A 14,433-nucleotide genomic window follows, 5' to 3' on the forward strand; every position below is an offset into this window, starting at 1 on the left:
GAACCGCACCGGCCGCCCCTCCCGCCTCGGCCCCGCCCTCGATCACCTCACCGGCCACTAACCCCACCTCGTCGATCGCGATCCCGCTAGAGATGATCACCAGCCGGTTGGTGCCGGCGGCGCGCGAACCGGCCCGAGCCGTCAGGCTGTGAGGTCGCGGGCGAGGTGATCGAGGCTGTCGAGGTAGCGGTCGACGTCGGCGTCGGTGTGCTGCACCGACAGGGTCCACTCCTCCTCGCGGCCGGGCGCCATGAGGATGCCGCGGTTGGCGTTGTAGAGCCAGGCGAGCTCGGGAAGTTCGGCGTTCTGGTGCGCCATGAAGGACGTGTAGTCGCGGATGGGCGCGTCGGTGAAGTGCACGCATCCCTTGGAGCTGATCCCGACGGTGTAACCGGGAATGCCGTGGCGGGCGAGGATTTCGTCGCAGCCGGCGGTCAGGCGGTCGTTGAGGTGGTCGAGGTGGGCGTAGGCCTCGGGGGTGAGCACCTCCAGCAGACTCGCTCGGGCGGCGGCCATGGTCAGCGGGTTGCCGTTGAACGTGCCAACCTGCTTCACCCGGTCGGAGGCGACGATCTCCATGATCTCCGCGCTCGCGCCGATCGCGCCCGACGGCAGGCCGCCGCCGAGCGCCTTGGCCAGCGTGATCATGTCGGGTCGGACGCCGAACCGCTCGGTGGCACCGCCGGCCGCGACGCACAGGCCGGTCTTGACCTCGTCGAAGATCAGGATGATGCCATGCCGGGCAGTGATCTCCCGGACCGCCTCCAGATAGCCGGGCTCGGGCAGGACGACGCCCAGGTTCATCATGGCCGCCTCCATGATCACGCAGGCGGGGAGGCGTCCTTCGGCGGTGAGGGCCTCGATGCGGCGTTCCATCGCGGGGGCGTCGTTGAACGGGACCGGCACGGTGAGGTCGATGACGGCCTGCGGGATGCCCGCGCCGTAGCCGAGGGAGTTCATGTTGTCCGCCGGACCGATGTCGTCGTACGGCGCGCCAATCGACACCATCACGTAGTCGTGGTGGCCGTGGTACGAGCCGAAGATCTTGATGATCGTGTCGCGGCCGGTGACTCCGCGGGCGATGCGGATGGCGTCCATCGTCGCCTCGGAGCCGGAGTTGACGTAACGCCACTGCGGCAGCCCGAACCGGCGGGCGAGCTCCTCGCTGACGATGACCGAGTCCTCGGTCGGCATCGCGAAGTGGCTGCCGAGGGCGACCCGCTCCGTCACCGCCCGCACGATCGCGGGGTGGGCGTGGCCCTGGACCATCGACCCGAAGCCGTTGTGGAAGTCGGCGTACTCGTTGCCGTCGACGTCCCAGACCGCCGAGCCCCGGCCCCGGGTGAGGTAGATCGGCCACGGGGCGCGGATCTGGTACGACGACGGCACTCCCGACGTCATCGACCGCACCGCCCGCGCGTGCATCTGTTCGGAACCGTGGGTCCGGGCCTGCAGCCGGGCCTCCTCCCGCTCGGTGAGCTCCGCCGTCCTGGCATGCAGTGCGGCCTGGATCACACTTGCCTCGGAAACGATCAGATTCGACACCGTCCACGCACCCCTTCAGCCAAGCGCCTAACGAAAGCGTAGCCCGACTGGCCATTGAGCGATGGAATCCGTAGACAAGAACCGATTCGGGTATCGCTTCCCCGTTCGTCCGCTGGTAGCCATACGATGACAGCGGGACGCCCTCCGCGCGGTCCGGGCCGGCGAGGCCCGACGCTTCGGCCGGCGATCGGACCGGCGCGTCGCCGGACGAGACGAGGAGGTTGCCGGGTGCAGTCTCGACGGACACCCGGCCACCGATCCGCCTCGGACGGGCTGCTGGACGACATCAACAAGGCGATCATCGAGCAGCTCCAGCAGGACGGCCGGCGCTCCTACGCGGCGATGGCGGCGGCCGTCGGGCTGTCCGAGGCGGCGGTGCGCCAGCGGGTCCAGCGGCTGCTCGATGCCGGGGTCATGCAGATCGTCGCCGTCACCGATCCGCTGCGGGTCGGCTTCCGCCGGGAGGCCATGATCGGCGTGCGGATCACCGGCGACACCCGGCTGGTCGCCGACACCATCGCCGAGCTCGCCGAGGTCGACTACGTCGTGCTCACGGCCGGCTCGTTCGACCTCATCGTCGAGATCGTCGCCGAGGACGACGAGCACCTGCTGGATCTGATCAACTCCCGGATTCGCGCCCTGCCGCAGGTGCTCGCCACGGAGACGTTCGTCTACCTCCGGCTGGTCAAGCAGACCTATACCTGGGGAGCACGCTGACGGGTCACCGCAGGACGGACCACCGCGAGACGGACCGACAAGCGGTGGAACGGGGTTCGGGGGCACGAACGGGACGGCGGCCTGCAGGGGCCGAATCGCGACGACGACGGCGATATGCCGTGGCCACAGGCATTTCCGGGCCGGACCTGGTGGACATGCACCCATCGTCACGGGTGAGGCGCCAGCAGCGGGGAACGGACCGCGGAGTCACACCGCCGACACCGCCCCTCGAACAACCAAGCAGCACCAACAAGAGTCCAACATGTGCAACGACTGTCAAACAACTCGGCCCGGACATGATGGGGTGAGCATGGCGCTGGTCCACCATGACCCGCAGGACGGCATACTGATTACTCGCATTGGCCAGGCTGAGATCACCGTGCGGCCCGAGCCTCCGGCGAGCGCAGGCAAGGCACCGGTGATCCTTCTTCGGCTGGACGCCCCGATGCTCGATACGCTCGCCGCCGCCTACCTGGATCCCGACGAGGCCCGTCACCTCGCCCAGGCCCTACTCCGCGCAGCCGAGGCGGCCCGCCCGGCCAGCCCTTGGCGCACCCCCCGGCCCTACCGCTGACGCAGCAGCAATCAGCCAGCCGCGACCGGGGCCGGCCCATAGGCGCCGAGCGAACCGGTTGGCCGCCTGCGTCAGACTCTCCCGGCCCAGGTCCCGGTCGGGCACTCCCCAAGCCTGCCCTGCCTGCCCTGCCTGCCCGGAGGGATACATCGGCCTTGGAACCGCGCTTAAGCCTCGGCACGATCTGGCCGGGATCTGGCCGGGATAACAAGGTGGAGCGTGCTGCTCGGGGGCGCCGGGCGGGCAGCAGGGCAGGACGGCTGCCGCAGTGTGAGCGCGGACACCCGGTCGGATGCACGAGACCGGTGTGCGAGACCGGTGCCAGAGATAGGCCCACCGGGGGCGCCGACGCACAGGTCTCTTCGGAAGCGCGCCGCAGAGGAGCTCGCGAATGACTAAGGGGCTCCCGGAGAATCTCCGGGAGCCCCTTAGCTTTGGTAGCGGGGACAGGATTTGAACCTGTGACCTCTGGGTTATGAGCCCAGCGAGCTACCGAGCTGCTCCACCCCGCGTCGGTGTGTCTTTACTATACAGGGCCGCCACCGGCAGATGTCAAACCGATGGCGGCCCTAATTTTGGGAAGTTCGGGGCGAAGATCGCAAAGCGGTGCGTAGGTGCAGGTTCCGCCCGTATCAGCCGGGTGTGGGCGCCGCCCGTGGCTGCTGCGGCGGGGCGGTCGTGCCGCCCGCGGCGGTCGGCGAGCTGGTCGACGTCGGTGACGCGGAGCCGGCGGCGGTCCGGCGGGGCGTCGGTGCCGCCGAACCGCTCGGTTTCGGACTCGCGGCCGGGGGGGCGGTGGGTGGGCTGGCGAGCGTCCGCAGTCGACTCAGTGAATCGGCCAGGTCGGTCTGCGCCTGACCGTAGGCGTTGAAGTCCGGCGGGTTCCTGCGTAGGGCGTCCTGACCGGCCTTGTAGGCACGGTCGGCGTCGTTGACGGCGTCCTGCAGTCCGGACGCGGACGCCCCGCCCCCGGCGGTGCCCGTGCCGCCGCCCTGGGTGGTGTCCTCGCCGCCGCCGCCGGTGGCCGTGGTGGCTCCGCTGCCGGCGCCGACCGCGGAGGCCCCAGCCCCGGAGCCGAAGACCTTGTCGAGCGCCTCTCCCAGGGAGGTACCGAAGCCGATACGTTCCCCGAAGGCGGTGGCAATGCCCTGCAGGGTCGGATAGCCCGAGCCGCCGCGGGCCTGGACGTAGTACGGCTCGACGTAGAGCAGCCCGCCCGCGACCGGCAGAGTCAGCAGGTTGCCCTCGATGGTCTGCGAGCCGGCGCCGCGCCACAGGGTCAGTTTGTTCGCGACGTCACCGTTGGCCTCGATCGCGTTCTGCACCTGCACGGGACCGTTGATCGTACCCCCGGGCGGAAGCTTGAGCAGGGTGAACTGCCCGTAGTTGGACGGATCACTGGAAACCGCCATGTAGGCCGCGAGCTTCGACGACCGGGCCGAGATCAACGGTGACGTCAGGTTGTACGACGGATCGGAGCGGCCGGGTAGCTGGCTGTAGACGTAGAACGGCGGCTGCGGCTGCCCACTGCCGTCGGGCGAGTCCGACACCTGCCAGAAGTCCTCCTGCGAGTAGAAGTCCCGCGGGTCGGACACGTGGTACTGGCCGATGAGGTCGCGCTGGACCTTGAACAGGTCCTCGGGATACCGCAGGTGCGCCATGAGCGACGGCGAGATGTCCTTCTTCGGCTTCACCGTGTCCGGGAAGGCCTTCATCCACGTCCGCAGCACCGGGTCGGCTTCATCCCAGGCGTAGAGGGTGACGGTGCCGTTGTAGGCGTCGACGGTCGCCTTCACCGAGTTGCGGATGTAGTTGACCTGGTTGGAGGGCTGCCGGGCGCGGTTACCGCTCTGCGCGGTCACCGAGTCGGCGGTGACGTTGCCCAGGGTCCGCCGGGCGGAGTAGGGGTAGCCGTCGGACGTGGTGTAGCCGTCCAGAATCCAGGTGATGCGGCCGTCGACGACCGCGGGGTACGGGTCGCCGTCGAGGGTGAGCCAGGGCGCGGCCTTGCTGACCCGGTCCCGCGGGTTGCGTTCGTAGAGGATCCGCGAGTTCTTCGTGATGTCGCCGGAGAGCAGCAGGTTCTTCTCGCCAAAGCGCAGCGCGAACAGAGCCTGCCGGAAGCCCGAGCCGATCGAGACTCCGCCGTCGCCGGTGTAGGTCGTCGTGGCCTGGGTGTCGACCCCGGGGCCGGGTCCGTCGATCTCCACCTGACGGGTGCCGACGACGGAGTAGTTCGGCGACAGCTCGCCGAAGTAGACCCGGTCCTCCTTGACGCCGAAGTCGCCCTCCTGGGGGAGGTTCCGCTCGCCCTGCTTGAAGGCGGGCTGGCCCTCGTCGACGGTGTTCGACGGGGCGGCGACGAAGCCCTTGCCGTGGGTGTAGGTGAGGTGCTCGTTGATCCAGTTGCGCTGGTCGGCGCCGAGCCCGGCCTGGTTGAGCTCCCGCACGGAGACGACGTAGTCGCGGGTGGTCTGCTTCTTGTCGGCGCCGGTCACGGTGTACCGGTCGACGTCGAGGGTCTTCGGGAACATGTAGTAGCCGCGGATCTGCTGGAGCTGCTGGAAGGTCCGCGACAGCTTGCTCGGGTCGAGCAGGCGGGTGTTGGGCACCGTGCCGGTGTCCGCGGCGACCTGCTGGGCGTTGACGTCGGTGCGGGCGGCATACGGCTGGGGCTTGACGTTCTGGATGCCGTAGGCGGCTCGGGTCGCCGCGATGTTGCGTTCGATGTACGGCTGCTCGCGGGTCGCCTCGTTCGGCCGCACCTGGAACTGCTGGATGAACGCCGGGTAGATGCCGCCGATGACCACCGACGACAGCACGAGAATCCCGGCGCCGAGCAGCGGCAGCGTCCAGCCGCGCTGGAAGATGTTGTAGATGAACAGCACCGCGCAGGCCAGCGAGATGAACAGCAGGATCAGCTTCGCGGGCAGCACGGCGTGGACGTCGGTGTAGGACGCGCCGGTGGCGACCCCGCGCGAGGAGAACACCGAGCCGAACCGGTCCAGGTAGTAGGCCCAGGCCTTGAGCAGCGCGAGCAGTCCGAGCAGCACGGAGATGTGTGCCTTGGCGGCGGGCGTCACCCGCTCCCCCGGCGTCTGCAGCCGGATACCGCCGAACAGGTAGTGGGTCAACACGGTGACCAGCAGCGACAGCAGCACGGCCGTCAGCAGGAAGCCGAGCAGGAAGCGCTGGAACGGGTACGTGAAGGCGTAGTAGCTGATGTCCCGGTGGAACTGGGCGTCCTTGGTCCCGAACGACTCGCCGTTCACCCACAACAGCCAGGTCCGCCACCGGCCGGACGCGGACAGCCCCGCGGCCAGGCCGAAGATCGCCGCGATGCCGAGAAGGATCAGCTTCATGTACGGCTCGATGGCCGACCGGTAGCGTTCGAGGTTCTGCTGTTCGGTGGAGAGCGGGCGCAACTGCGGCCGAAACCGATAACCAAGTACGATGTTGATCCCGATGACGACGGCCATCACCACGCCGAAGATGAGGAACAACAGGATCCGGGTGTAGATGACGGTCGTGAAGACCTTGCTGAAATCGACCGAGCGGTAGAACAGCAGGTCCGTGTAGAGCCGTGTGAAGATGGCGAAGAACGCGATCACAAGGGCGACGACCAGCAGCACCGGGACGATCACCTTGGCGCGGGTCAGCACCGGGCGGCGGCTGGTCGTTGCCACAGTTCCTCCGGGCGGTCAGAGACGGTCAGGTGTTCATCGGAAGGGCGGGTCTGGGTTTGCCGGACCTGCCAGCCGGGCGGTGCCGGCGTGAGGGCTCGTACCGCCCCAGTACGGCAACCTACGCCAGGCACTCATGGCGGATCGGAGAGGATGGGTTGGTGAGCAACCCGAACATCACGGAGCTGACCTCCGTCGTACTTGAGGTCGAACGGCATGTGGCGGACTCCGGCTGGGACCAACCCAGCCAGGTGTACGCCCTCGCCGAGACCGCCGACCTGCTGGCGCGGGAACCCGCGCTGGCCCCCCACATCGGGGATTCGCCGCCCGGTTCACTGACCCCGGTCGAGCAGGAGCCGCTGCCGGTGGGCCGGCTCGACGAGGTGCTCGCCGGGATCGGGTGGCCCCCTGAGGTGCTGGGCTGCGTGCTGGTGACCGAGCTCGTCGTCCTCCCGCCCAGCGCGGAGGAGGAGGCGCCGTACTCCGACCACGAGATCGAGTACTGGGCCGCGAACCACCCGGAGCGCCAGGACGTCCGGCTCGCCGTCGGGGTGACCCGCAGCGGGCTGCACGCATCCTGCCTGCGGGTACGCGGGGACGACGAGCTTGTCGTCGATCCCGACCTGGCCGACAACCTCGTCGACGGGCTGCTCGCGACGTTCCAGTGACCTCGACCGCCCGGTGGGGCGGCCGGCGACCCGCGTGGCCCGGGGGCCGTCCGCCTGCCTCACCAGGCTGGCCCGGTCCACCCGAGCGGCCCCGGCGATCGGGCCGCTCAGCAGGACGGCACGCTCGCCGCCGGGCTGGTCCGCAGCGCGTCGACCGCCTTCACGGCGCCGGCCAGGGTGTCGACCTTCACCAGCCGGGGCGCGCCGGCGGAGTCCACCGAACGGGCGTCGGCGCAGTTCGCGGCCGGCACGAGGAAGATCGACGCCCCGGACGCCTTCGCGCCGAGAATCTTCTGCTGGATGCCGCCGATCGGCCCCACCTCGCCGGCGGCCGTGATCGTCCCGGTGCCGGCGATGGTCTTCCCTCCGGTGAGGGGCCCGGGGGTGAGCAGATCCACGATGCCCATGGCGAACATCAGGCCGGCGCTCGGCCCGCCGACGTCCGACAGCCGGATGCGGACGGTGAACGGGTAGGTCCGCTTCTCGGTCGTGGTGATGCCGATCATCGCCCGGGACGGGTCGTCGGGCGCCGGGCGGGTGGTGATGGTGGCGGTGGCCGGCTTGCCACCCCGCTTGTAGGCGACGGTGACGGCCGTTCCCGGGCGGACCTTGCCGACCTGGGCGCGTAGCTGGTCCTGGGTCGACACGGCGACGCCGTCGACCTGAGTGATCACGTCGCCGGTCGCGAGCCGGCCGGCGGCGGGCGAACCGCTCGGAATGGTGTAGACGGCGACCGATCGGCCCGTGGCCGCGACGCCGAGCTGGGTCAGTGCGGCCGCCGTGGCCTGGTCCTGCGAGTCCAGCATGGCCTGGGCGTTCTCCTGCTGGACCTGCTCCTGGCTGGAGCCAGGGGGACGGATGAGCTCGGTGGGAACGACCGCCCGGTCGCCGTTGGCCCAGTCCTGCAGGGCGCTGACCAGGTTGAGCTTGGGTGTCTCCTCGACCGTGGTCAGCTCGAGGCGACCGGAGGTCGGATAGGTGCGGCGACCCTCAATAGTGATCAGCCGGGTGCCGTCGACGGCGCCGAGCGTGTCGGTGACCGGCCCGGGGGCCAGAGTGACGAACGGTACCGGCATCCACAGGCCCACCACGAGAAGCGCCAGTGCCAGTACCGACGCCACCACGAGGGACTGGGTGCGCCGGGCCATGAGCGCAGTCTATGTACCGGCCTTCACCCGGACGGCCCGGCGTCCGCGGCAGGTGGCCCTGCCCCGGACGCCGGACCCCCGGCGCACGGTCAGCGCGGTCAGGATGTTTCTGGCGGCTGGCCCTCGGCCGGGCGCCGCAGCGACGTCACGTCCATCGGCACGGTGTCGGCAAAGGGGGACACCTGGGCACCGGTCGGGACGCCCAGGTCGTCCAGGTCGCGCGGATCATGCGGGGTTATCAGGCCATGCGGGGTGAACGGGTCGTTCAGGGTGAGCGGGTCATCGTCCGGGGGCGGTTCGGGGTAGCCGGAATCGTCGAGGTCGGCACCGGTCCACGAGGCGGACTGGGCGGGTATCGGGCGGGCGAGCGCGGCCATGCTGCGCCGGTAGCCCGCGATGGTGATCATGGCTTCGGAGGTGCGGTCCGGCCGGCCGCGCAGGGCGACCCACACGGCCGTCAGGAGCAGGGCGACGGGGGGGATCAACAGGAACCACATAGGAGCCTCGACGTCGAGACGAGTAAGAAGATGACTTATTTTCTATCGTAGGTGCCCCGCTCAGCAGGCGCCTACCCATTCAGCCGCGCCATCGGTGAAAATCTGGTGTTTCCAAATCGGAACCTGCTCCTTGATGTCATCGATCAGACGACGACAGGCGGCAAATGCCTCTGCTCGGTGGGCCGCGCCCACCGCCACGACGACCGCGGTCTCACCTACCCGGAGGTGCCCCGTACGGTGGGCGACCGCGATCGCCCGCACCGGCGCGCCGGCCGCCACCTCGGCGGCCACGCGCTCGATCTCGGCGGCCGCCCGCGGATGCGCCTCGTAAGCGAGCTCGGCCACCCCGCGGCCGGAGTCGTGGTCGCGCACGGTGCCCACGAACAGCGCAATCCCGCCCACATCCGGGAGCAGGACGGCGGCCATACATTCGTCCACCGACAACGGGGTGTCACGAATGTCCGCGAGCACGACCCGGGCCGGAACCACGGCGCCGGGCTCGGCGCCGTGGCCGGGGCCGAGATCGTGGTCGAGATCGTGGTCGACGTTCGTTGCCGACTCCCCCTGCGCCGGGGCGGCCCCAGCCGCTCGGGCGGTCGCGCGCTCCAGGGGACCGGCCGATGGGACGGGTGCGGGAGAACGCGTCGAGTCCACGTCTACGACCGTAACCGGCCACGGCGGGTCCGTTTCGCCCGGCGGCCAGAAAACGCATTACCGTGGGTTCATGTCCCAACCGCGCATGCGACGTACCGCTCCCCGATCAGGCCACGTCCGATGAGTGGCGACTTCCCGTTCGGCTTCGCGTCCGCCGGTGGCGGCGGCGAGGAGCCCCGGTCCCCCTTCGGCGGCGGCGCGCCGTTCTTCGCCGAGCTGGAGCGGCTGCTGTCCTGGCAGGGCGGTCCGGTCAACTGGGAGCTGGCCCGGCAGGTGGCGGTGCGCTCCCTGGGAGACGGTGAGTCGAGTGTCCCCATGGGCCAGCAGCACATGGCCGACGAGGCGCTGCGGATCGCCGATGTCTGGCTCGACCCGGTGACGATCCTGCCGGCCGGCGCGACGACCGGCACCGCCTGGTCGCGAGTCGAGTGGATCGAGAAGACGCTGCCGGTCTGGCAGACCCTGTGCGACCCGATCGCCACCAAGGTCGTCGAGGCCATGCGCACCGGCATCTCCAGCGGGCTGAGCCAGCTCGGCGGCGGCGGGGTGGAACTGCCCAGCGAGCTGCGCGATGCCCTGCCGCCCGGCCTCGACCTCAGCGCCCTGATGGGGGCCGGCGGGCCGATCATGCAGATGATGAACCAGGTCGGCGGCATGCTCTTCGGCGCGCAGGTGGGGCAGGCGATCGGCACCCTGGCCGCGGAGGTCGTCTCGTCGACCGAGGTGGGCCTGCCCCTCGGGCCGGCCGGGACGGCCGCGCTGGTCCCGGCCGGGGTCGCCGCGTTCGGTGCCGGGCTGGAGATTCCCGAGGACGAGGTGCGCATCTACCTCGCGTTGCGGGAGGGCGCCTCCACCCGGCTGTTCGCGCACGTGCCCTGGCTGCGCGCCCACGTGCTCGGCGCGGTCGAGGAGTACGCCCGCGGCATCGCGGTCGACACCGAGGCCGTCGGCCGGGTGATGCGGATGGTCGACCCGACCGCCCTGATGAACCCGGAGCGGCTGTCCGAGGCCCTCGGGGAAGACGTCTTCGCCGACGCGACCACACCCGAGCAGAAGGCGGCGCTGGCCCGCCTCGAGCTGATCCTCGCCCTCATCGAGGGCTGGGTGGACCACGTGACCGATGCCGCGGCCACCGGTCACCTGCCGGCCGCCGGCCGACTGCGCGAGATGGTCCGGCGCCGGCGCGCCGAGGGTGGGCCCGGTGAGCAGACCTTCTCCACGCTGGTCGGGCTCTCCCTGCGCCCGCGCAAGCTGCGCGAGGCCGCCGCGCTGTGGGCGGCGCTGGCCGAGGCCCGTGGGCGGGAGGGGCGCGACGCACTCTGGGCGCACCCGGACCTGCTCCCCACGGCAGCCGACCTGGCCGCGCCGGATGGCTTCGTCACCGGCGCGTCGGCCAGCGACATCGACGATCCGATCGGCGAGATCGAGAAGCTGCGCGACACGCCACCCGCAGAGGGCGGGGGGAAGCCCCTCGGCGGCCCCACGGACAAGCCAGACACCCCCGGCGATTCGGGCCCCGACGCCGCCGGCTGACCCTGGCGCCAGGCACGCTCGGACCAGACACGATCCACAGGACCGTCCACAGCCTCTCCACAGCCGACGGCGCGCTCTCGCGTCCTGTCGGACCCGCGTGGCACGGTGGGGATCGGCCGGCCGATCGGCCGGTTCATCCTGATCCGTGTCCGGTGGCTCCGGCCGCCGGCGGACCTGCGGAGGATCCATGCGCCCGATCCTCAAGCCGGGCCTTCGTCGGCTCTGGCACAACGGCTCCACCCTGCAACTCGGCATCGACCCAGCTCGGGCCGTCCTCGTCGCCGGCCTCGACCCGTCCCACGCGGCCCTGCTCGACGCCCTCGACGGCCGGCGCACGCTCGAGCAGGTCCGCCTCGACGGCGGCGCCGCCGCGTGGGACCTGCTCAACCTGCTCGGCGGGGCCGGCCTGCTCGACGACGCGGCACCGCCCCCGGGCACGACGCCGCTGCCCCCGGCCGACCGCGACCGTCTCTCGCCCGACCTCGCGGCGTTGTCGGTCCGCTCGACCGATCCGGGCCGCCCCCGCCGAGTGATCGCCGCGCGGCGCACCGCGCGGGTGCTCGTGCGGGGCGCCGGCCGAGTCGGCGCCCAGATCTCGACCCTGCTCGCCGCGGCCGGAGTCGGCCGGGTCGTGATCGACGACGCGGAGGTGACGACGGCCGCCGACGTGTCTCCCGGCGGGCTGCGCCTGGATGACGTCGGCCGACCCCGGGCTCTCGCCGCGGGAACGGCGATGACCCGGGTGCGCCGCCAGGCGGACCGCAGCCCCGCTCCCGGTGCGCCCGCAGGCGCCCGCCTGCCCCCCTCGGTGCGCGACGACGGGCCGAGGATCGACGCCTTCGGCGCGGACCTGATCGTGCTGGCCCCGGTCGGGCCGCCGACCGTCGCGCCCGGTGCCTGCCTCGACCTCGAACGCGGCGGGACCGCGCACCTGTTGGCCGGAGTGCGCGAGACGACAGGGATCGTCGGCCCGCTCGTTGTGCCGACCGTGACGGCCTGCCTGCACTGCCAGCACCTGCACCGGCACGCGCGCGACCCGGTCTGGCCGATGCTGGCGATGCAGCTGGTCCGCCCGCGCACCGCCGGCCACGACCCGTGCGAGATCACCCTCGCCAGCCTCGTCGCCGCGCTCGCCGCCATGCAGGCGCTGGCCTTCCTGGATCTCGCCGTCCCGCCCGCCCCAAGCCCCGGCTCGGGACCTCGCCAGTCCGACAACTCGGACTTGCCAGCCGCAATCACAAGTACCGAAGATGAGATGTTCGACACACCAAGCTTCGCTCCGAAGATCCTTCCAGTAACAGCGGGCGGGACGTTGGAGCTTCCCCTGCCGGACTGGCGCATCCGCCGGCGCAGCTGGCCGGTGCACCCCAACTGTCCCTGCCGCACCGCCCGAACTGCGGCGCAACAGGCCGACACCGATGCCTGAGACCCGGATGCCGAAGGCCCACCCACCGGCCGAGCCGCCCGGGCTCGGCCGTGGCAACCTCGCCGGGACTGTTACCCACGGCAAGCGCCCCCCACGCCTCGGAACAGGGCACGATAGAGCCGTGTCCGACATCCCTCGGCGGGCCGTCGTCCGCACCGCCAAACTGGCCACGCTCCCGCTCGGGATCGCCGGCCGAGCCACGCTCGGCGTCGGCAAACGTCTTGGGGGCCGTCCCGCGGAGGTTGTTGCCTCCGAACTCCAGCAGCGCACCGCCGCACAGGTCTTCCGCGTACTCGGGGAGCTCAAGGGTGGCGCGATGAAACTCGGTCAGGCGCTGTCCGTGTTCGAGGCGGCCCTGCCCGACGAGGTCGCCGCGCCGTACAGGGCCGCGCTGACCAAGCTCCAGGAGGCAGCGCCACCGCTGCCGGCGCCCGTGGTGCACCGCGTCCTCGCCGAGGAGCTCGGGGCGGACTGGCGGTCGCTGTTCGTCGAGTTCGACGACACGCCGGCCGCGGCGGCGAGCATCGGCCAGGTCCACCGGGCGGTGTGGTCCGACGGCCGGGCCGTCGCGGTGAAGGTGCAGTACCCGGGGGCCGGGCCGGCCCTGATCTCCGACCTCACCCAGCTCGGGCGGGCAGCCCGGCTGTTCAGCGCGGTGACCCCGGGGCTGGACATCAAGCCGCTGGTCGAGGAGCTCAAGGCCCGGATCACCGAGGAGCTCGACTACCGGCTGGAGGCGGCATGGCAGTCGGCCTTCGCGCAGGCTTACGCCGACGACCCGCACATCGTCGTCCCGCGCCCGCTCGCCGGCTCCGATCGGGTGCTCGTCAGCGAGTGGATCGACGGGATCCCGCTGTCCGCCATCATCGCCGACGGATCCGCCGAGCAGCGTGACGCCGCCGGCCTGCTGCTCGTCCGGTTCCTGTACTCGTGTCCCGGGCGGGCTGGCCTGCTGCACGCCGATCCGCACCCGGGCAACTTCCGCCTGTTGCCCGACGGCCGGCTCGGCGTGCTGGACTTCGGCGCCGTGAACCGCCTGCCCGGGGGGCTGCCGGCGCCGATCGGTCGGCTGGCCCGCCAGACCCTGGCCGGCGACGCGGACGCGGTCGCCGCCGGCCTGCGCGACGAGGGGTTCATTCCGCCCTCGGCCGAGATAGACCCCGATAACCTGCTCGACTACCTCGCGCCGATGCTGGCACCGATCGCCGACGAGGAGTTCACCTTCTCGCGAGCGTGGCTGCGCAAGGAAGCGGCACGCCTGAGCGACTGGCGTTCCGCCGCGGCGCAGCTCGGCCGCCAGCTCAACCTCCCGCCGTCGTACCTGCTCATCCACCGGGTGACGCTCGGCGCCATCGGGATCCTCTGCCAGCTCGGCAGCACCGGTCGCTTCCGTGCCGAGATGGAGCGCTGGCAGCCGGGATTCGCCGAGCCCGGGTCCGCGGCCGCCTTGGCCGCCGAGGAGGCCAACCGTCTGGACCGGCCGTTGCCCGTCCTGGCGGTCCGAGACGAGGCCGGGGTCATCCGGCCGCTGCCCGGTCCGGTCGTGCTGCCCGGTGCCCCGACCGGCGGCCGGATCCGCCGAACCGCCAAGGCCGCGAAGACCCCGAAGCCAGGACGCGCCACAAAGCCCGCGCGGGCCACGAAGCCAGAGCCGGCCACGAAGCCGGAGCCGGCCACCAAGGCAGAGCCGGCCACGAAGGCACGGGCCGATCAACGGATCGACCAGCCGACCGAGGCGGCGACGAGGGGCGGCGAGCCGCGACGCGCTCCGGCGGCCACGCGCGCCAGGAAGCCCGCCGGTGACGCGGCGCCCAAACCCACGCCCGGGACCGACGCGGTGCCCACGCAGGCCGAACCCGCCGAGACGAGCCGGCCGCCGCGGTCATCACGGCGCGCCGCAAAACCCGCCGTCTCCCCCTCGGCCGACCCCCCGATCGCACCCGCGGCGGCCGGCCCGCGACGCGACGCCGGCCAGGTACGGGCAGCTC

At 71.4% G+C, this 14,433-nt stretch carries 11 protein-coding genes and 1 tRNA gene; 6 read left to right on the top strand and 6 right to left on the bottom strand.

The window, feature by feature from the left end:
• Positions 1 to 141 precede the first annotated feature (141 nt).
• Positions 142 to 1,545 (bottom strand): aspartate aminotransferase family protein, encoded by a 1,404-nt coding sequence (locus NBZ85_RS16280; RefSeq protein ID WP_261560436.1) that lies wholly within the window; start codon positions 1,543 to 1,545, stop codon positions 142 to 144.
• 228 nt (positions 1,546 to 1,773) lie between these two features.
• Here NBZ85_RS16280 and NBZ85_RS16285 point away from each other — a divergent pair, with 228 nt between their 5' ends.
• Both NBZ85_RS16285 and NBZ85_RS16290 read left to right on the top strand, forming a co-directional pair.
• On the top strand, positions 1,774 to 2,262 hold the full coding sequence (locus tag NBZ85_RS16285) for an Lrp/AsnC family transcriptional regulator (protein ID WP_261560437.1): 489 nt from the start codon (positions 1,774 to 1,776) through the stop codon (positions 2,260 to 2,262).
• Between the two features lie 310 nt (positions 2,263 to 2,572).
• Positions 2,573 to 2,836 (top strand): hypothetical protein, encoded by a 264-nt coding sequence (locus NBZ85_RS16290; RefSeq protein WP_261560438.1) that lies wholly within the window; start codon positions 2,573 to 2,575, stop codon positions 2,834 to 2,836.
• A 435-nt stretch (positions 2,837 to 3,271) separates the two neighbouring features.
• Here NBZ85_RS16290 and NBZ85_RS16295 read toward each other — a convergent pair.
• Positions 3,272 to 3,348: transfer RNA gene (locus tag NBZ85_RS16295), tRNA-Met, on the bottom strand.
• 120 nt (positions 3,349 to 3,468) lie between these two features.
• Positions 3,469 to 6,522, bottom strand: coding sequence for a UPF0182 family membrane protein (locus NBZ85_RS16300; protein ID WP_261562159.1), 3,054 nt, complete (start codon positions 6,520 to 6,522; stop codon positions 3,469 to 3,471).
• A 158-nt stretch (positions 6,523 to 6,680) separates the two neighbouring features.
• Between NBZ85_RS16300 and NBZ85_RS16305 the strand changes: the two genes are divergently transcribed.
• On the top strand, positions 6,681 to 7,187 hold the full coding sequence (locus tag NBZ85_RS16305; protein ID WP_136448240.1) for a PPA1309 family protein: 507 nt from the start codon (positions 6,681 to 6,683) through the stop codon (positions 7,185 to 7,187).
• 107 nt (positions 7,188 to 7,294) lie between these two features.
• Here the strand turns inward: NBZ85_RS16305 and NBZ85_RS16310 are convergent, their stop codons facing one another.
• The 3 genes from NBZ85_RS16310 to NBZ85_RS16320 all read right to left on the bottom strand — a co-directional run bounded on the left by NBZ85_RS16310 (position 7,295) and on the right by NBZ85_RS16320 (position 9,321).
• Positions 7,295 to 8,335, bottom strand: coding sequence for a YlbL family protein (locus tag NBZ85_RS16310; RefSeq protein ID WP_261559933.1), 1,041 nt, complete (start codon positions 8,333 to 8,335; stop codon positions 7,295 to 7,297).
• Positions 8,336 to 8,433: 98 nt separating this feature from the next.
• Positions 8,434 to 8,832, bottom strand: a complete 399-nt coding sequence (locus tag NBZ85_RS16315; protein WP_261562160.1) for a hypothetical protein — start codon at positions 8,830 to 8,832, stop codon at positions 8,434 to 8,436.
• 60 nt (positions 8,833 to 8,892) lie between these two features.
• Positions 8,893 to 9,321, bottom strand: coding sequence for a molybdenum cofactor biosynthesis protein MoaE (locus tag NBZ85_RS16320; protein ID WP_261560472.1), 429 nt, complete (start codon positions 9,319 to 9,321; stop codon positions 8,893 to 8,895).
• Between the two features lie 285 nt (positions 9,322 to 9,606).
• On the opposite strand from NBZ85_RS16320, the gene NBZ85_RS16325 reads away from it, so the two are divergent.
• The 3 genes from NBZ85_RS16325 to NBZ85_RS16335 form a co-directional block, all read left to right on the top strand.
• Positions 9,607 to 11,019, top strand: a complete 1,413-nt coding sequence (locus NBZ85_RS16325) for a zinc-dependent metalloprotease (RefSeq protein ID WP_261560473.1) — start codon at positions 9,607 to 9,609, stop codon at positions 11,017 to 11,019.
• Positions 11,020 to 11,206: 187 nt separating this feature from the next.
• Positions 11,207 to 12,445 (top strand): ThiF family adenylyltransferase, encoded by a 1,239-nt coding sequence (locus tag NBZ85_RS16330; protein WP_261562161.1) that lies wholly within the window; start codon positions 11,207 to 11,209, stop codon positions 12,443 to 12,445.
• A 121-nt stretch (positions 12,446 to 12,566) separates the two neighbouring features.
• On the top strand, positions 12,567 to 14,433 hold a 1,867-nt coding region (locus NBZ85_RS16335; protein WP_261562162.1), incomplete at its 3' end, for an ABC1 kinase family protein.

The organism is Frankia tisae, from assembly GCF_025403405.1.
Lineage (GTDB): Bacteria > Actinomycetota > Actinomycetes > Frankiales > Frankiaceae > Frankia > Frankia tisai.